Annotated in this window: 14 protein-coding genes; 9 read left to right on the top strand and 5 right to left on the bottom strand. The window is 43.9% G+C overall.

The annotated features are described in order from the left end of the window. Positions 1-255: 255 nt before the first annotated feature. The 3 genes from rsmI (at position 256) to EL210_RS10945 (ending at position 2467) form a co-directional block, all read left to right on the top strand. Positions 256-966 carry a 16S rRNA (cytidine(1402)-2'-O)-methyltransferase gene (gene rsmI / locus EL210_RS10955; RefSeq protein ID WP_018919601.1) on the top strand — a complete coding sequence of 237 codons (711 nt, stop codon included), beginning with the start codon at positions 256-258 and terminating at the stop codon, positions 964-966. 6 nt (positions 967-972) lie between these two features. Continuing rightward, positions 973-1827, top strand: a complete 855-nt coding sequence (locus EL210_RS10950; RefSeq protein WP_004371522.1) for a Cbp1 family collagen-binding glycoprotein adhesin — start codon at positions 973-975, stop codon at positions 1825-1827. 64 nt (positions 1828-1891) lie between these two features. Further along, a complete protein-coding gene (locus tag EL210_RS10945) occupies positions 1892-2467 on the top strand; it encodes a manganese efflux pump MntP (RefSeq protein WP_018919599.1) in 576 nt (191 codons plus the stop codon). 2 nt (positions 2468-2469) lie between these two features. Here the strand turns inward: EL210_RS10945 and EL210_RS10940 are convergent, their stop codons facing one another. The 3 genes from EL210_RS10940 to EL210_RS10930 are packed head-to-tail and all read right to left on the bottom strand — an operon-like array spanning position 2470 to position 4693. Then, positions 2470-2889 (bottom strand): hypothetical protein, encoded by a 420-nt coding sequence (locus EL210_RS10940; protein WP_025879729.1) that lies wholly within the window; start codon positions 2887-2889, stop codon positions 2470-2472. Positions 2890-2906: 17 nt separating this feature from the next. Next, the gene (locus EL210_RS10935; protein ID WP_018919597.1) at positions 2907-4127 is read right to left on the bottom strand and encodes an outer membrane beta-barrel protein; all 1221 of its coding nucleotides are present in this window, start codon (positions 4125-4127) and stop codon (positions 2907-2909) included. Further along, the gene (locus EL210_RS10930) at positions 4112-4693 is read right to left on the bottom strand and encodes an RNA polymerase sigma factor (RefSeq protein WP_018919596.1); all 582 of its coding nucleotides are present in this window, start codon (positions 4691-4693) and stop codon (positions 4112-4114) included. Before EL210_RS10930 ends, EL210_RS10935 begins: the two co-directional genes overlap by 16 nt. Positions 4694-4905: 212 nt before the next feature. Here EL210_RS10930 and EL210_RS10925 point away from each other — a divergent pair, with 212 nt between their 5' ends. Further along, positions 4906-5544 (top strand): DUF4840 domain-containing protein, encoded by a 639-nt coding sequence (locus EL210_RS10925; protein WP_018919595.1) that lies wholly within the window; start codon positions 4906-4908, stop codon positions 5542-5544. A gap of 684 nt (positions 5545-6228) precedes the next feature. Here the strand turns inward: EL210_RS10925 and EL210_RS10920 are convergent. Next, the gene (locus EL210_RS10920) at positions 6229-6753 is read right to left on the bottom strand and encodes an outer membrane beta-barrel protein (protein WP_025879728.1); all 525 of its coding nucleotides are present in this window, start codon (positions 6751-6753) and stop codon (positions 6229-6231) included. A 920-nt stretch (positions 6754-7673) separates the two neighbouring features. Between EL210_RS10920 and EL210_RS10915 the strand changes: the two genes are divergently transcribed. The 4 genes from EL210_RS10915 to EL210_RS10900 all read left to right on the top strand — a co-directional run bounded on the left by EL210_RS10915 (position 7674) and on the right by EL210_RS10900 (position 14866). After that, on the top strand, positions 7674-10151 hold the full coding sequence (locus EL210_RS10915) for a bifunctional UDP-N-acetylmuramoyl-tripeptide:D-alanyl-D-alanine ligase/alanine racemase (protein ID WP_025879727.1): 2478 nt from the start codon (positions 7674-7676) through the stop codon (positions 10149-10151). Between the two features lie 854 nt (positions 10152-11005). Beyond that, positions 11006-12460 carry a PTS galactitol transporter subunit IIC gene (locus EL210_RS10910; protein ID WP_018919591.1) on the top strand — a complete coding sequence of 485 codons (1455 nt, stop codon included), beginning with the start codon at positions 11006-11008 and terminating at the stop codon, positions 12458-12460. After that, positions 12457-13389, top strand: a complete 933-nt coding sequence (kduI, locus tag EL210_RS10905; RefSeq protein ID WP_004371506.1) for a 5-dehydro-4-deoxy-D-glucuronate isomerase — start codon at positions 12457-12459, stop codon at positions 13387-13389. Before EL210_RS10910 ends, kduI begins: the two co-directional genes overlap by 4 nt. A 19-nt stretch (positions 13390-13408) precedes the next feature. After that, positions 13409-14866, top strand: coding sequence for an MFS transporter (locus EL210_RS10900; protein WP_026285884.1), 1458 nt, complete (start codon positions 13409-13411; stop codon positions 14864-14866). Positions 14867-15118: 252 nt separating this feature from the next. On the opposite strand, the gene EL210_RS10895 is transcribed toward EL210_RS10900, so the two are convergent. Further along, complete coding sequence (locus EL210_RS10895) at positions 15119-15856, bottom strand: nitroreductase family protein (RefSeq protein WP_026285883.1); 738 nt, start codon at positions 15854-15856, stop codon at positions 15119-15121. A gap of 790 nt (positions 15857-16646) precedes the next feature. On the opposite strand from EL210_RS10895, the gene EL210_RS10890 reads away from it, so the two are divergent. Next, on the top strand, positions 16647-19232 hold the full coding sequence (locus tag EL210_RS10890) for an adenosylcobalamin-dependent ribonucleoside-diphosphate reductase (protein ID WP_018919588.1): 2586 nt from the start codon (positions 16647-16649) through the stop codon (positions 19230-19232). The last annotated feature ends 26 nt before the right edge of the window (positions 19233-19258 follow it).

The following is a 19258-nucleotide window of genomic DNA, read 5'->3' as shown; positions in this document are numbered from 1 at the left end:
AGGACTATTGTAAACATCCTTGAAAAATATTAACCTATTTTTCGTTTGCTGCCATTATGCAGAATACTTTGTATTTAAGGGTGATGCCAAATCGCCCTGAAAGGGATGGAATTATGGTGCAGAGGAACTGCTATTAGTTAGGACGTATGAAAAGAAACATATGTTATCACTTGTTATTTCAGGTTTTAAAAATTGCAAAGAAACTACATGATATTTTGCATATCATGAATAATTGTTTATATTTGTGACTTGAATATGGGAACATTATACATTGTGCCGACTCCTGTGGGCAATATGGAGGACATGACGTTACGCGCCATTCGGGTGTTGAAAGAGGCCGATTTGGTGTTGGCTGAAGACACGCGAACGTCGGGTATTCTGTTCAAATACTTCGACATCAAGAACCATTTGATGGCCCATCATAAATTCAATGAGCATGGCACTGCTACCGGAATCGTGGAGCGTTTGAAGGCAGGACAGACCATAGCTCTTGTCAGTGACGCAGGCACTCCGGGTATAAGCGACCCCGGTTTCTACCTTGCGCGTGAGGCAGCTCATGCCGGAATAACGGTTCAGACACTGCCCGGTGCAACGGCATTCGTGCCGGCTTTGGTGTCTTCGGGACTTCCCTGCGACCGCTTCTGCTTTGAAGGTTTCCTGCCACAGAAGAAAGGTCGGCAGACACATCTGCTCTCCTTGCAGGACGAAACGCGCACAATGGTGTTCTATGAGTCGCCCTATCGGTTGCTGAAAACACTGCAACAGTTTGCCGATGTGTTTGGAGAAGACCGCCAAGTGAGTGTAGCGCGAGAGATTTCCAAGTTGTATGAGGAGCACGTTCGTGGCACATTGCAGGAGGTTATCGCCCATTTTACAGAGAAAGATCCGCGAGGAGAGATTGTAATCATACTCGCAGGACATAGTATAAAGAAAGGTAAAGATAAGAAACTAAAATTAGAGGAGTGAAAAACTATGAAGAAATTGCTTTTCGTTTCAGTCGGAATGTTATTGCTGGCTGTTACAAGTTGTAATCAGAACAAGTCGAAAGACAACGTCGCAGGCACCGAACAGAATGACTCTCTGCAGCAGATTCTTGCGCAGAAAGATACTGAAATCAACGACATGATGGGCCTGATGAACGAGGTTCAAGAGGGTTTTCGTCAGATTAATGAGGCCGAGAACCGTGTTACTATCGCTAAAGATGGCGAGGGAGCTAACAAGAAACAGGTGCTCAGAGATAACGTTAAGTTCATCGCCGAGCGTATGCAGAAGAACCGTGAACTCATTGCTAAGCTGCGTCAACAGTTAGCAAGTAGCTCGCTGAAAGGCAGTCAACTCAAGTCAACTATTGACAACTTGGTGAAGCAGTTGGATGAGAAAGACCAACAATTGCGCCAGTTACGTGCCGAACTTGATGCCAAAGACATTCACATCGGGGAGCTTGATGAAACGATTAACAACCTGAATACCAATGTGAGTCACCTCACAACGGAGAGTGCACAGAAGACAGAAACGATTAATGTACAGGACAAACAGCTCAACACTGCATGGTATGTGTTTGGCACAAAGAAAGAACTGAAGGATCAACGCATTATCGATGAGGGTAAAGTTCTGCAGGGAAACTTCAATAAGAACTATTTTACCAAGATTGATATCCGCGTGGATAAGGTGATCAAACTTTATTCTAAGTCGGCTCGTCTGCTGACACTTCACCCTGCAAGCAGCTACACATTGACGCGTGATGCCAATAAGGAATATGTGCTTACGATAACAAATCCGCAGATATTCTGGAGCACAAGCAAGTATCTTGTAGTTCAGGTTAGGTAAGAAAATAAATCAAATAATACTCCCCTTCGTGTCAAGCGAGGGGAGTTTTTTTGTATATATACAGATGAATCAGCTTGATATTTGGTTCCTTGCAGTGGCTTTAGCCATGGATTGTTTTACGGTTTCAATTGCCGGTGGCATTATCATCAAGCGCATGGTTTGGCCCATAACGTTGCGCATGGCCTTGCTTTTCGGACTCTTTCAAGCCGCTATGCCACTGCTTGGATGGCTCGGGATAAGCACCTTTTCCCATTATCTTGAAGAGGTTGACCATTGGATAGCCTTTGGTCTTTTAACTTTCTTGGGAGGGCGAATGATACGCGATGCGTTTCTTCCTGCCGAAAACCACTCGCTGAATCCCTGTAAACTGAAGACCCAACTGCTGTTGGCTTTGGCCACAAGTATTGATGCCTTGGCCATTGGAATATCGTTTGCCTGCATGGGCTTCCGCCATATATCAATGCTCATGTCTCCTCTTGTCATCATCGGCCTTGTGTCATTTCTGCTTGCCACTGTCGGCATGTTGCTTGGTGTCAAGTTTGGAAAACCGATTGAACGACGCTTGAAACCGGAGCTTTTAGGGGGCATCATATTAATAATAATAGGTGTGAAAGTCTTGCTTTCACACCTATTTGAATGACTTTACTCTTTGAGTTCTTTGTCCATATACTGTCTGTCAACGATGAGAAGGGAGAAAGGTTGCATCGTATAAGACTGCTTCTCGCCACGCTGAATATTGTATTTCACGTGAAGTGTGTTGTCTTCTTCTGTCACTGAAACAGGGTCAATGTGGGTCAAAGTGTCTGTTTCCGGCAGTATTTTTGCAATGAGAAACTGCTTCTTGAAGTCTATTTCAGTCGGTTGTCCGTCCTTTCCCATGGTGGCTGCCATACCGAAATACTTACCGAATTCCTGTTCTGTTGTTATCTTTAATAACCCGGAATATGGTGAATTATTAACGAAGAAGTAGTTCTTAGCCACTTGATATTTCACCGCTTTCTGACTGCTTGTGCAGCCTATCAACAGACAGACGGCACACAATAACATCATAATTTTCTTCATAATTTTCTTTATTTTGATTATTTAATCCTTATTCCTAATTGCAATTGGAAGCCTGTTGGACGATGCTTGTAGCTATTTTCAACATCGCTGCCGTTATTGAAATAATGGCTCACTCCAGGTTCTGCATAGAGTCCAATCCGATTAGTAAGCTGATATTGCAAGCCGACAGCGCCATTGACTGACCACTGTAAGCGCGATTCCTTGATACGAAGGGTCTCGCTCTTTGGGGTTTCCTGCATTGTAGTCTGTGGCTCACGAAGTTGTCCGCTGACGAGTTTCTCGACCTCACCACCTGCTGTTGCGTAGACATGGAGCCGCTTATATTGCCACAACCGATAGCTTGCAGCCAATGGAATACCGACATAATGCAGGCGTTGCAGACCGTCTTTGCCATCCGATAAGTTAGCGTTTGAGATGCTTGCCGACAGGTAACTGTAGGTCAATCCGGTATGGATAGTCCAGTTTCGACTTATCTGATATCCCACAGAAAGACCTATCTTGACGGGCAATCGATGGTGATATTGCTGTGGCAAATAGCCCGGAGCACTGTATATCTGCTTGCCTTTTTCATCTTCATTCAGCATTGCTTGCCTAAATGATACACTATGAAATCCATTGTTTGAAACTCCGTTCGACAAGCCTTTGCCACCCATATAAACGTCTAATGAAAGGCGTTGAGGAGCGAAAGGTACAAGGTTTCCTTCAAGTGCGGCTATGACTTTATCATTCTGTTGACTTGATATTATGGGACGTTTTCTTGGTTTTGTCTCTGTTGTATCAGTGTTTGTTGCAGACGGTTGCACTTGTGTAGGAGTCTGTACTGTGGCAGACGCTACCGTAACCTCCTGCTTTTGACGGTCCGATTGCCTTGTTCCGGAGAGCCCGACAGCCCATGATGCAAGCTTTTGTTGCACTATCTGCCGTTGTTTTTCCACTGTTTTATTCTTGTATGCAACCTGTTTTCCTACGTGGTTCGCCTGTTGATGAGCGATGACAGCAGTCATTTCGGGCGCTGAATTGCGTAACCACCACACAGCAGTTCCTGCAATCAGGCCACCAATACAGGCTGCTGCAATCCACCATTTGCGAAGCGTTGCAGTTGGGCGAGGGGCAGAAGAGGTGGTCGAAGCAAGGCCACGGCGCAGCATCTCGGCCTTGATATCGCCGAGCAAGCCCTTTGGAGGCTCCTGCTGATGCCTCTCAAAGCGTTTCCTAATGTCGTTTATCCAATTCTCCATACCGTCTTTTCTTCTTGTCGTTGGTGTGATTTTATCATATGAGCCAACATCACCTTGGCCTTGTGAAGCTGTGAGGCTGAGGTGTCAGGCTTGATATTCAGCAGTTCAGCTATTTGCTGATGACTCATTCCTTCGATGACATATAGGTTGAATACTGTGCGATATCCCGTGGGCAACTGCCTTATCATAGCTGTTATTTCATCGGTAGAAAGCGTGTTTACTTCTGGCTCCTCATCGACTGTTTCAGGCAAATCCCTGTCGGTTGTCAGCACATCTTCCTTTGCCTGTTGACGCAGAAAAAGCAATGCCTCGTTGATAACAATGCGCGTTGCCCAGGCTTTCAGCGATCCTTTTCCACGATAGGTGAACGTGTCTCCCTTGTTGAACATCTTGATGAAAGCCTCTTGCAAGACATCTTTCATGTCATCGTTCTGCGGGATATAACGCGCACAAACCGCCGTAAGAAAAGGCGCATACTCGGCATATAACAAGTCAATGGCAGTGGCTTCGCCCCTGCTTAACTTGTGAACTATGGTCAGTTCCTTGTCTGTGGTGAATAGTTTCATGCCGCGCTTGGATATCCTCTTATGGTTTAAAAAACGTCATTCTGCGTTTTTTCTTATACCATTTACTCTCCTCATTTTATTTGTTAAACACAAAGTTAAGACAGTCTTGCCTATATTTCTTGATTTTAACAATTATTTAATGTCATATCAGGCAAGTTTTCTTCTTCATTGACATTTAGGGGGTAGATAAACCAAAATAAACCTTATATAAAATGGAACAGAAAACAAACAAAATGTATCTATGGCTGTTAGGATGCCTGACAGTGCTCGGTTTAACCTTTACTGCTTGTGAACCAGGTGGTGGCAATGACAACAGTCTTACCCGTGAACAGCAACAGCAGGCCTATCAACAAGTGAGGGGATCTTATGCAGGTAAGACCTATTATCAGCGTTGGAGTGCCACTGACAAGAAGTATGTGAGTGATTCGTCTGACGTGAAATGGGAGATATTGACCGACAGTACGCTGACCATAAAGAACTTCCCGATGAGCCTTTTTGCCGATTATGTGAACGACAATGCACTGAAAGAAGCGTTGAAATCAGCCCCAAATCAGGACATCACATGCTTCACAGGCTATTATAATCTCAGTCCGGTAGGCTTTCTGTTGAACCCCAAAACGGCCGTATTTGAACTCAATTATAATAAAGGAAGCCATAAAATCAGTATCGCTTTTGCTGGGAACAGCAATTATTCCTTTGGCTTTTCAAAGGTCAAGTCGGTTGTAGCTATGCAGATTATAGCACTCTCTTTGCAGGTAGATGCCATGTCAGAAAACAAGCTTAAAGGTAATGTGGGCTTTATTTTCCGTGGAAAAACCGGTGTGGCTCCAGCTCCGTCGCCCCGCAAGTAGCACCAACACATAACTCTTTATATCGCCAATCGTCCGTGTAAGTATGCTTCATATGCTTATACGGACGTTTTTCTTTAGGGGGAATGAGATAGTAGATTACAGCTGATATGTAAAGAAAATTGGTGTAAAAACATGCACTTTAAAAGTTGCAATCTAAGGAAAAAGAAGATGAGAAACAGCAAGTTTTCCTTCTTCTTGACGGCTTTGATTTCTCTTTTTCCTTTCCTTGAGTTCCTGTTTTGCGTCAAATCAGCCTGTAATCTGCATCATCTTGTCGTGTATTTCAAGTCACTTGGCATGCTCATTTGACGCAGATGACCATGTGATTTGACGCAAATCACAACTTTTGTTTACGTTGAAATGTGGAATAAAGTGTTGTGTTTTCTATAAGCGTTTGATAATCAGTTGGTTGTTAAAGTGGCTCAAAACTCGCGTATTTCTGACCGCCGATGTTTTATTTTAGAACAGGGGTCTTCTTGCGAAAGCATTTGTAAAGATAAATCATGTGAGGCATAACGTGGCCTCACTCTTATTCTCTTGCGAGAGATAAAGCCTTGAAAGCTTAACTTTTCTATTGTGTGTGTTGTGATCTTCAATATCAGCAAGCACGTGGTGTAAAAAGAAAATAGCCGACTCCATGAGGGAATCGGCTGTTTTGTTTCGTGGGTTATAGCCCCTTTCAACTTAGAAGTTGTAGTACAGGCTGAACGTGATGTCGTTGCCATCGAGGTCAAGACCGTATCTGCTTGTCTTCAAATTGCTGTTGTTGTCCTTGCTCTGTGACCAGCCAAGGAAACCTACATGAGAAACAAACGAAAGTTTCTTTGTGAGATTTACTGCAACACCTGGACGTGCACCTACAGCCCAAAGATCGGCATCATAGCCCTGGTTGTAAGTGTGCTTGTAGCCAAAACCGCCATCAACGAATAGGTTAACATACTTTGTATGAACGAAAGTGAAGCGTGCATATGGGTTGACTTCAAGTGTCTTTGTACCGCCCTTGCTTGCGCCTTCCCAGCCAAATGCAACACCGGCAGCCCAATTTTCGTTGAAGTTGTAACCTACTTCAGGGATGAATTTGTAGGTTGTTACAGTGGTGTTACCATTGTCTACACCGTTAATGCTAAAGCCACCACCTACATAAACCTGTGCATTAGCGCTCATTGCAACAGCAAATGCTGCTACTAAAGTCATCAAAAACTTTTTCATAATTACTCTCTTTTTGTTTGTTTATAACTCTTTTACGAGTGCAAAGGTAAATAAGTTTCAATTTGATTTCCAAAAGATTTAAGTTAAAAAAGCTATAGAAAAGTGTATTTCTCATAACATATTGTCGTGTTTCTGCCATTTTCAAAGGGTTGTCCTTATGATATAATGTATTATCAGAAAACAGGTGTTGTCAGTAGTTTTGATATTTGTTTCTGCTTCTGAACTTGTATGTGATGTGTTGAAACAATCCGGAACAAACAATCCTTTGTATGCCTTTGATCTATAATATCCCGGGAAGTGGCAGTAATCGAGTGGGCAGTGAAAGGACAATAAAGTATGAGTTGGCTTCCATGTCCGGTCTTCATCAAACAGGATTGATATTGAACCGTGATTTGTAAACAAACGTAAAGGAAAGTCACTTCTTTCCTGTTGTTTGTTGATATAAATCAAAACGTCAGCAAATTAGTGCAAAAAAGGATGAAATTATTTGGTGTGTTCGTGCACAATTACTACTTTTGTATCGTCAATAGGACGTTAGGTAATAGATTGTTTAGGTTTAACATATAGATTTAGGTTTAGTTGTTTAGGTTTAAAGATTAGTTAGATTTTCATAGGATTAGTTTTTAGGTAAAAAGAACTTTGAGGGATAACACGAGCGAAAGCGTCGCTCATTTTATTAGAAATAATATGAAATTATTTAATAATAAGAACAGCGTTGGAGTGATTCAACGCTGTTCTTGTTTGTTTGCTCCAGTCTTATGGAAGAATGGATGCATGGCAGGTGGTTGGCTTTCATGCTTAGATGAGTATGTTTTTCATGCTGTATGATTTTTCAAGATGTACTTGATTTCACTGCTTTTTATTTTGATATGTCAGTGGTTTGCTGTAAATTTGTAGTCAAATATAACATATCATACACGATGACATATACTATTGAAAAGGTTACCACACTGATAGGTGCGCGTCGTTTTGGTGCGAGTGATGCCAAGATTGGTTTTGTTTTAACAGACAGTCGCTCGCTTTGTTTCCCCGAAGAGACATTGTTTTTTGCTCTCAAGTCTGGCCGTAATGATGGCCATTACTATATTCCCGAGCTTTATCGTCGTGGGGTCAGAAACTTTGTTGTGACTGAAGTTCCGGCCGATTATGCCACAGAATACGCTGAAGCTAACTTCTTGAAAGTGGTTGACTCCCTTGAAGCTTTGCAGCGTTTAGCCGAGCGTCATCGTGATGAATTCAATATTCCGATTGTTGGAATCACGGGAAGTAACGGTAAAACAATGGTCAAAGAGTGGCTTAATCAGTTGCTCTGTGATGATATGTTTATCACGCGTTCGCCTCGCAGTTACAATTCACAGGTGGGCGTTCCGCTAAGTGTTTGGCTGCTGAATGAGCACACCCAAGTGGGTATTTTCGAAGCAGGCATCAGTCAACCTGGTGAGATGTTGGCGCTGCGTGATATCATTCAGCCGACGATTGCCGTGCTGACGAACCTCGGAGATGCCCATCAAGAGAACTTCATCAGTAAGGAAATGAAGTGTAAGGAAAAGCTTATTCTGTTTCATGATGCCAAGACTGTGGTCTACAATGGTGACGATCCAATCGTCAATGGCTGTGTAAATGAGCTTGAAGACTTTAAGGGTGAGCGTCTGTTCTGGTCGCTGAAAGACAAGCGTGCACCTTTCTTTATCAAGTCAGTTGAAAAGAAAGAGACCGCGACTACAGTCACCTATATATATAAAGGTAATGAAAGTTGGTATTCATTGCCGTTTATCGATGATGCCTCTGTTACCAATTCCTTTGCTTGTGCAGCTGTAGCGCTGACCTTAGGTGTCGGGGGTGACGTGCTCGATGAACGCATGCAGCAGCTTGAACCGATAGCCATGCGCCTTGAAGTAAAGCAGGGACAGCATGGTTGTACGCTCATTAACGACAGCTATAACTCGGATATCAACTCGCTTGACATCGCACTTGACTTCATGAACCGCCGTCCCGACCATCAAGGACGCCGTCATACGCTCATCCTCAGTGACATCTATCAGAGCGGAATGACCACCGATGAACTCTATCAAGAGGTAGGAATGCTCTGTCAACAGCGTGGTGTAGAGAAGTTCATCGGTGTAGGAAAAGACCTTCAATCTCATGCCTATTGCATTGGCGTGAAAGCGAAATATTTCTTTGAAAGCGTAGAAGAACTGATAGACAGTGACGTTTTTAAGCAACTTCACGACGAAGTAATTCTCATCAAAGGAGCACGCCGTTTCGGTTTCGATCAACTGACAGAACTGCTTGTCCAGAAAGTACATGAGACCACATTAGAGGTAAATCTCAATGCCGTTGTAAAGAACCTGAACCACTATCGCTCGTTCATGAAGCCACATACCAAGTTGGTCTGCATGATCAAAGCAGATGCTTACGGGGCCGGGAGCGTTGAGATTGCCAAGACACTACAGGATCATCGCGTGGATTATCTTGCTGTTGCAGTGGCTGATGAGGGTGTAACGCTGCGCAAGAACGGCATCACCAGCAACATCATGATTATGAATCCGGAGATGACCGCCTTTAAGACGATGTTCGATTATGACCTCGAACCCGAGGTTTACTCTTTCAGATTGCTTGATGCTTTGGTGAAAGAAGCGGAGAAAGAAGGCATTACCGGTTTCCCCGTTCATATCAAACTCGATACCGGTATGCATCGTCTTGGCTTTGATCCGCACAAGGATATGGACGAGCTTATCAGGCGTCTGAAACGTCAGAATGCCATCATTCCACGTTCTGTGTTCAGCCATTTCGTGGGTGCAGACAGTGATGATTTCGACACATTCAGCGCCCAACAGTTTGAACTTTTCAAGCTTGGGGCAGATAAACTTCAAACCGCTTTCGACCACAAGATACTCTTCCACATGGACAACAGTGCCGGTATTGAGCACTTCCCCGACCGTCAGATGGACATGTGTCGCTTGGGATTGGGGCTTTATGGCATTAATTCGCGCAACAATAAGATTATCAATAACGTCAGCACCTTAAAGACTACAATCCTCCAGATACATCAACTTCCGGCAGGTGAAAGCATCGGTTACAGCCGAAAGACCTATCTTGAGCGTGACAGTTTGATAGCCGCTATCCCTATAGGTTATGCAGATGGTCTTGACAGACGGCTCAGCAACCGCCGTGGTTACTGTCTTGTCAATGGGCAGAAAGCCGAATATGTGGGTAATATCTGTATGGATGTAGCGATGATTGACGTTACAGATATCGACTGTAAAGAGGGAGACAGCGTTGAAATCTTCGGCGATCATCTGCCTGTTACAGTGCTGAGTGATGCCATTGATACTATTCCTTACGAGGTACTTACAGGCATCAGCAACCGTGTGAAGCGTGTCTATTTCCAGGATTAAGATTTATATTAGCTTGGTTCCAAAACCATCAAGCGCAATCTACGCTGTAAAATTGGCATGCTAAACGACGTTGGAACGCTGCTTGCGGATAGTGGATGAGTCTTTCTGTTGGCTTTGTTCTTCCTGCAATGTGGTTCGTATTGCCCGTTATTAATGAGCTGAATTGACAAAAAGGAAAGTCAATAACGCAGTTGGAATAAGATGAAAGACGGGGAAAGATGTGTCTGATAGTCTTGTGTTTTGTAAGGAAACTTAACCAAAAAACAGCCCTTTTCAAAATGAACAAATAGAAAATGAAAGGCTGTTTCAGGGCGTTTCTTGTGGTGATTTTGGTTGATTTGGAAAGCGTTTTGAATGGTGTTGTCTTGCAATCAGCGTCATCTTGCACCGCGTTTTCAGTCATTTTATGTTCTGATTTGCACCAAATGAGCCGCTGAAATGCCCCACTTTGCATGCTTTTTCAACTTAAAAGCTTGTTTTTTCTCGGTTTCTTTGGGAGATAATGTTTAGGCAATTGCGTAATAATTTGATGCTGAATGAATTACGAAACGGGCCCAAAACTCGCGTATTTGCAGCCGAGTGGTTCTCTGATGAAAACCGAACGAAACCTGAAAGAGGTTTTGTAAAGAATATTTGTATGAGGAGATGAAGGTGTAGCTTTGGGTCAGTGGTGACATATTCCTCTTGAACAGCTGTTTATAGTTGCTTTTTGTGGGTTTCTCATCTCATGTTTAAGGAAAACTAACATATGAAATCCTTTAGAATATGAAAACTTTTCTTAACTTTGCATCCAACGCGTGAAAAACGGCGGAATGACAGAAACAATCTACAAATATAAATCGTTTAAATAAGAAATGGAACAGATCTTTAGCTACATCATCAGCTTTGGAGCCAGCGTGATGATGCCGATTCTCTTCACCATTATTGGACTCTCTATTGGTATGGGCTTTGGCAAAGCTTTGAAATCAGGCCTCTATGTGGGTGTCGGTTTCGTTGGCTTGGGTGTCGTAACCGCCCTGCTTACCACGAATTTCAATACTCCTTTGAGTTCAATCTCCGATTTTTATCATCTTCAACTCAATGTCTTCGACATGGGATGGCCTGCAGCTGCAGCCGTAGCTTATAACACTGCAGTGGGTGCTTTGATTATTCCTGTCTGCTTAGGCATTAACTTTCTGATGCTCATCACGAAGACAACGCGGACGGTGAACATAGACCTTTGGAACTATTGGCACTTTGCTTTCATTGGCGCTGTGGCTTATTTCGTTATGGGAGAGAGCCTGCTTTGGGGCTATTTCGCAGCCATTGTGTGCTACATGATTACGCTTGTTTTTGCAGACTTGACGGCAGAACGCTTCCAGAAGTATTATGATTTGGAGGGTATTTCCATTCCCCAGCCGTTCTGTCAGAGCTTCGTTCCTTTTGCAGTACTTATCAATAAGGGATTGAAAAAGATACCGGGCTTCAACAAACTCGACATTGATGCCGAAGGATTGAAACGCAAGTTTGGTGAGTTGGGCGACCCTTTAGTGCTTGGAGTTATCGTGGGAAGTCTGATTGCTTTATTTGGGGAAGCCGGTCATATCACTGATTTCAGTGGCTATCTGAAAGAACTTCAGCAGGCTGAACCAAGCACTACAGCCACTGATGCAACAATGAGCATCGTGAAAAATGTGTTGGCTTTAGGCGTGATTATGGGTGCTGTGATGGAGTTGATACCGCGTATCACGAAGTTGTTTATCGACGGATTGATGCCTATTTCAGAGAAAACGAAAGACCTTGTAGCGCGTAAATTCGACGGCAAGAAAATCTATATCGGTATGAGTCCGGCCCTTGTTATCGGTCATCCCACGACACTTGTGGTCTCTCTTTTCCTTATTCCAACCATTCTTGCATTAGCAGTTTTCCTGCCAGGTAACCAGTTTCTGCCCTTAGCTTCATTGGCCGGAATGTTCTATTTGTTCCCCATGGTGTTGCCTTTCACTAAGGGTAATGTGGTGAGAACATTCGTTATCGGTCTCGTGGCCTTGATTTTCGGACTTTATTTTGTCACCGACATGGCTCCTGCTTTCACGCAGGCTGCAGCCTCTGTCTATGCAGAAACCGGTGATAAAGCAGCCCATATCCCCGATGGTTTCTCGGGTGGTGCACTCGATTTTGCATCAAGTTTATTCGGTTGGGTTATCTATAAGTGCACTGCCTCATTGGAATATGTGGGCATGGGACTGTTGAGCGTGTTCACCATTGTACTTTTATTGTTCAACCGTCGACAGATTATAGCAAGTGAAAAAATAACAAATACGAAATGAAGAAAACATTATTAACCTTGGCCTTTGGCCTTACTGCAACCATCAGCATGGCACAAACGAATTATGAAGTGAGATGGGCTAACCATCCGGAAGATGTAAAACACTACGACACACAACGTCTTCGCAAAGACTTTGCAATAGAGAAAGTGTTTGCTCCAGGCGAAGTTAACTGGGTCTACAGCATGTATGACCGCTTCCTTATCGGTGGAGCTGAACCTGTAGGTGCACCAATCCATCTGACAACGATTGAGCCTTTGCACACGGATAAGCCACAGGATAAGAAGCGACTGCTCGATAATCGAGAGCTGGGTATCATCAATGTTGGTGGTAAGGGAACGGTGACTGTCGACGGGAAAACCTATGAATTGGATTTCCAGGAAGCACTTTATGTGGGCCGTGCAGATGATAAGAACAATAAGGATATAGTGCTTTCAAGTGTTGATGCGGCTCATCCTGCCAAGTTTTATATGAATAGTGCCTGCGCACATAAGTCTTACCCAACGAAGAAAGTGACTCTGAAAGAGGCCAATAACATTAAGGCCGGTTCACTCAAAGAAAGCAATGACCGCGTTATTCACCAAATGATTATCGACGGAGTTGCCGGAGTTCGCACCTGTCAATTACAGATGGGAATCACTGAACTGAAAGAAGGTTCGGTGTGGAACACCATGCCTGCCCATACACATATGCGCAGAATGGAAGCTTACTTCTATTATAATGTGCCCCAAGGACAAAAGATTCTCCACGTAATGGGCGAGCCTCAAGAGACAAGACCAATCTGGTTGAACAACGAACAGGCTGTAATTTCACCGCAATGGAGTATCCATTGTGCAGCAGGTACAAGTAATTACACCTTCATTTGGGGCATGGCAGGCGAGAACTTGGTTTATACTGATATGCAAGTCGTAAAGATACCGACTTTAAAATAACTGATAAAACCAACTGAAAGTGGAAAAGATACAAACTGCAAAGATGTCCAACTTCCGTTGGGTGATATGTGCTTTGCTTTTCTTGGCAACCACAATCAACTACATGGACCGTCAGGTTCTGTCGTTAACTTGGAAAGATTTCATCGCTCCTGAATTCCACTGGAGTGATGATGACTATGGAACGATTACGGGTTTATTCTCAATCTTCTATGCTGTAGCCAATCTCTTTGCGGGTAAGTTCATTGACTGGATGGGCACAAAGAAGGGCTATTTCATTGCAATTCTCGTCTGGTCAACCGGTGCGGTGATGCATGCGGGGTGTGGATGGGTAGCCATGCAGGTTGAAGGTTACGGCAGTATAGAGGCCTTGCGCATGGTACAGGCGGGCAGTGATGCCGCTGTTGCCATTGCAACTATCAGCGTCTGGCTCTTCCTTTCGTGTCGTTTGATACTTGCAGTAGGCGAGGCAGGCAACTTCCCTGCAGCCATTAAGGTGACTGCCGAGTACTTTCCTAAGAAGGATCGTGCCTTTTCTACTTCTATTTTTAATAGCGGGGCATCGGTTGGAGCATTAGCTGCGCCGGCCACAATCCCATTGCTTGCCCGTGCATGGGGCTGGGAAATGGCTTTCATTATCATTGGTGTTCTGGGCTATGTATGGATGGGTTTCTGGCTGTGGCTGTATGAAAAGCCAACTCGAAACAAGCATGTCAACAAGGCAGAGCTATGTTATATTGAGCAAGACAGCGACCTTTCAGCAGTTGAAAAGGTTGAGGAGGAAGAGAAAGAAGAGAAGACTATCAGTTTCATGAAGTGCTTCTCGTATCGACAGACATGGTCGTTTATCATGGGAAAGTTCATGACCGACGGTGTGTGGTGGTTCTTCCTGTTCTGGGCTCCGGCCTATTTCTCCGACCAATATGGCTATAAAAGCGATTCAACGATGGGCATCATGCTTGTCTTTACGCTGTATGCCATCTGCACATTCCTAAGTATCGGCGGTGGTTATCTGCCCACTTACTTTGTGGATAAGAAAGGAATGAACCCCTATATCGGCCGTATGCGGGCAATGTTAATCTTTGCTTGCTTCCCTGTGTTGGGTTTGTTTGCACAGCCAATGGGGGCATATAGTCCTTGGTGGCCAGCCATTATCATTGGTCTTTTGGGTGCCGGGCATCAGGCATGGTCGGCAAATCTCTATTCCACTATCGGCGATATGTTCCCCAAATCAACGATAGCTACAATCACAGGTATTGGTGCTATGGCAGGCGGAATAAGTTCGTTTATGATCAATAAAGGTTCGGGAAAGCTCTTCACATACGCTGAGGCGCAGGGTTCTGCGTTCTCTTTCATGGGCTTTGAAGGCAAACCTGCCGGCTATATGATAGTCTTCTGCATCTGTGCAGTGGCTTATCTTGTAGGCTGGTGTATCATGAAATTGCTTGTGCCTAAATACAAACCTATCGTTGTGGAGTAGGGGGAGGAGTTGACAAGTGGAGGAGTTGACGAGTAAACAAGTTAGCTGTAGACGAGTTGACTGTAAACGGGTAGACATGTTATTTGAACCTTTAACAATAACTAGTCTACTCGTTTACCCATAAAAATACATGCGTTTACGACTGTCCTTAATAATGATTGATGAGTAAACAAGTTGTCTGTAGACGAGTTGACAAGTTGGCTGTTGGTTAGCAAACAACTTGTTTACCCGTTTACTTGTTTACTCGTTTACTTACAAAAACCCTTGCTTTTTCAGTGCTTCTAAAAAGCCTTTACTCATTTCCTCGTTATCTTTCTTCGTATATCTAAGGTCAGTAAACACCTGTGCAAGCGTCTCCTTATGATTGATTTCCATGAAATGTTTGTTCTCGGGTAAAGTCTCTTTTTCGTGATAGATGTCGTTGATACAGTTGGAAGTGTAGTCGTTAAAAGTCTCCTGATGCATGATAGCACGCAATGGAAGGCGGTCGGTGAGAGCGGGATTTTCGTCAGGCCAGCCCAAAGTTATCGTTGCCACAGGAAACACCAAGCGTGGAAGTTTCAGGATATCAATAATCATTTGTGGCATATAGAGCGTGGTTCCGAGAAAGCAGGTGCCCAATCCTTCAGCCTCAGCAAGGTTACAAAAGGTCTGCGTATAAAGCAAAGCATCTGTTGAAGCATTCATGAATGAGAGGAAATTATCATATCCCGGTGTTGCTTTTCGCTGCTCGGCCCATGCTGTTGTGCGTCGGAAATCAGCGCAAATCGTCAGTACCACAGGCGCTTCCACTACCATGGGCTGATTGAAATGCGCCGGAGACAGCTGTTCTTTCCTTTCTTTACTGCGGGTCACGACAACGCTATAGAGTTGCAGATTGCCCATCGTTGGGGTACGTTCTGCCGTTTCCAACAGGCGATTTAGCAACTGCTTGCTGACCTCTTTGCATGCATATTTCCTGATAGTCTTTCTGTTTTGGAATGTATTCATCGTCATTTTGCTTGGGATTTATTATGGTAGCAAAGTTACATAAAATATTCCATTTGGGCAAAGTGCAGTCAGTTGGTCGTTTCATTTATTGCATGACGCAGCACTTCTGTCATGTAAACGGATTATATGTTAATTTCTTTCAAGTATGTTTACAATTGTTCTCATCATGCTTGTCCATTCGAAAAGAAAGACTCCCTCGGGTCAAATATGGACTGATTTTGGGCATTTTATAATGCGCTGATTATTAGGTTGTTACGAAACTAAAGGCAAAATGTGAAGCATAATCACGCTGAAAAACATTGTAATTAGCATCAAATCATCCCGCAATCTGCATCAGATTATCGCATCACTTGACTCAAATAGCCGTGCATTTTGCATCAAGTTGCAGTGTAGGATGAATGAAATTAAATACCGACTTCTTTGAAATTACGAAATAACGTCTGGTTTTTAATTTTCTTTTTCCTAAAAGGGGACATCTCGAAATGTTAAAAATGAGCAATAATTATTACACGAAGTGGAAGCATAGATGAATGCTATTCTCTGGCTATTCGCTTCATATTGCAGTTTGGAGAATATGTCGTTGCCTTTTCATATCAGGGCTGTTGTCTGAGAAAATGTTTCTGTTGAAGTGTTCATTTTCGAGTTGTTGATTTAGATAAACTTTTATTTTAAATCATATAATAAGTTTTCAAAAAAGAAAATCTTTAGTAGAAAATAAAGCAAGTAAGTTTTCCTTTTGTCGAATTTAAAGGCTAATTTTGCAACTATAAATTTACTTTTACACAAGAAAATGGAAAGCAATAAGATCTATTCTTTTGAAGAAGCATACCAAACTTCTTTGAAATACTTTGATGGCGACGAGCTTGCTGCCCGCGTTTGGGTAAATAAGTATGCAATGAAAGATAGCTTCGGGCATATCTTTGAGTGCAGTCCTGAAGACATGCATCGGCGTATTGCCAATGAAGTGGCACGTATAGAAGCGAAGTATAAGAACCCGATGAACGCGCAGGAAATATTCGAAATGCTCGATCATTTCAAGTATATTGTGCCGGCAGGAAGCCCAATGACCGGCATCGGAAACAGCCACCAAGTGGCCAGTTTGAGCAATTGCTTCGTGATAGGTCTTGAAGGAAAGGCCGACAGTTACGGTGCTATCATGCGCATTGACGAGGAACAAGTGCAGCTGATGAAGCGTCGTGGCGGTGTTGGTCACGACTTGAGCCATATCCGTCCGAAAGGAAGTCCGGTGAATAATTCGGCACTTACGTCAACAGGTCTTGTGCCTTTCATGGAGCGTTACAGTAATTCTACGCGCGAAGTGGCGCAGGATGGCCGTCGCGGTGCACTGATGCTGTCGGTCAGTATCAAGCATCCCGACAGCGAAGCTTTCATTGATGCCAAGATGGAAGAAGGCAAGGTGACGGGTGCAAACGTGTCAGTGAAGCTCGATGATGAGTTCATGCAGGCTGCTGTTGATGACAGAAATTACATGCAGCAGTGGCCTATTGATGCGAAAGAACCTAAGATGACGAAGGAGATTTCAGCCCGCAAGCTGTGGGAAAAGATAGTGCATAATGCGTGGAAGAGTGCAGAACCCGGCGTCTTGTTCTGGGATACAATCCTCCGCGAGAGTATTCCCGACTGCTATGCTGACTTCGGTTTCACCACCGTGAGCACCAACCCATGCGGTGAAATCCCGTTGTGTCCTTATGATTCCTGCCGTCTGTTGAGCATCAATCTCTATAGTTATGTGGAGAAACCTTTTACAACAGAGGCTTCATTCAATTTCGACAAGTTCAAGAAGCACGTTCAGATTGCACAGCGTATCATGGATGATATCGTTGATCTTGAAATGGAAAAGATAGACCTTATCATTCATAAGATCAAGGAAGATCCTGAGAACAATGAGGTAAAAGAGGCTGAATATCATCTTTGGGAGAAGATAAAGCGCAAGAGTGGAATGGGACGTCGTACCGGTGTCGGCATCACTGCAGAGGGTGACATGCTTGCAGCTTTGGGATTACGCTATGGTACTCAGGAGGCAACAGACTTTTCGGTGTCTGTTCATAAGACTTTAGCTTTGAATGCTTATCGCTCATCTGTGACCATGGCAAAGGAGCGTGGGGCTTTCGAAATCTATGATGCTAAGCGTGAAGTCAATAATCCTTTCGTTCAAAGAATAAAGGAGGCTGATCCTGAACTCTTTGCAGATATGCAGCAATATGGCCGACGCAACATTGCCTGTCTGACTATTGCACCGACCGGAACAACTTCACTGATGACACAGACTACCAGCGGAATAGAGCCGGTTTTCATGCCTGTATATAAGCGTCGGCGTAAGGTTAACCCCAATGATGCTGATGTTCATGTGGATTTTGTAGACGAAGTGGGCGACAGTTTCGAGGAGTATATCGTTTATCATCGTAAGTTTTTGCAGTGGATGCAGGTCAACGGATACGATACAGAGAAGCGATATACGCAGGAAGAGATAGATCATCTCGTTGCAAAATCACCTTATTATAAGGCTACCGCCAATGATGTTGACTGGCTGATGAAGGTGAAGATGCAGGGCGCTATACAGAAATGGGTGGATCATAGCATCTCCGTGACAGTCAATCTGCCTCATGATGTCGATGAAAGTCTTGTGAATCGTCTTTATGTTGAAGCCTGGAAGAGCGGTTGCAAGGGTTGTACTATCTATCGGGATGGTAGCCGTGCGGGGGTAATGATATCTGTTTCGAAGAAAGACAAGAAGAAAGGCAGTCATACAGAAGGCGCAGATGTTCGGGAAGATACACCGAAACAGCACGAGTGTGTTCGTCCGGAAGTGACAGAAGTACGGCCGAAAGAACTCGAATGTGATGTTGTTCGTTTCCAGAACAACAAGGAGAAATGGGTGGCTTTTGTGGGCTTGCTCAATGGTTATCCTTATGAAATCTTCACTGGTTTGCAGGATGATGAAGAAGGAATTGTGTTGCCAAAGAATGTCACTAAAGGCAAGATCATCAAGTCTACCATTGAGGATGGCTCGCATCGTTATGATTTTCAGTTTGAAAACAAGCGGGGATACAAAACTACAGTGGAGGGACTGAGCGAGAAGTTCAACCCGGAATATTGGAACTATGCAAAGTTGATATCCGGCGTTTTGCGCTATCGTATGCCGATTGATCATGTGATGAAGCTTGTGAGTTCATTGCAATTGAAGGATGAAAGCATTAATACTTGGAAGAATGGAGTAGAGCGTGCGCTGAAGAAATATATCGTTGATGGCACTAAAGCCAATGGACAGAAGTGCCCGGTATGCGGTCATGAGACGCTCGTCTATCAGGAAGGATGCCTCATTTGCACTAACTGTGGCGCCAGTCGGTGTGGTTGATAGCGCCTCAAGTGATATGAATTGAA

Origin of the sequence: Segatella oris (assembly GCF_900637655.1) — a bacterium.
GTDB classification, from domain to species: Bacteria; Bacteroidota; Bacteroidia; order Bacteroidales; family Bacteroidaceae; genus Prevotella; species Prevotella oris.
This window is presented reverse-complemented; position numbering and strand designations above follow the sequence as displayed.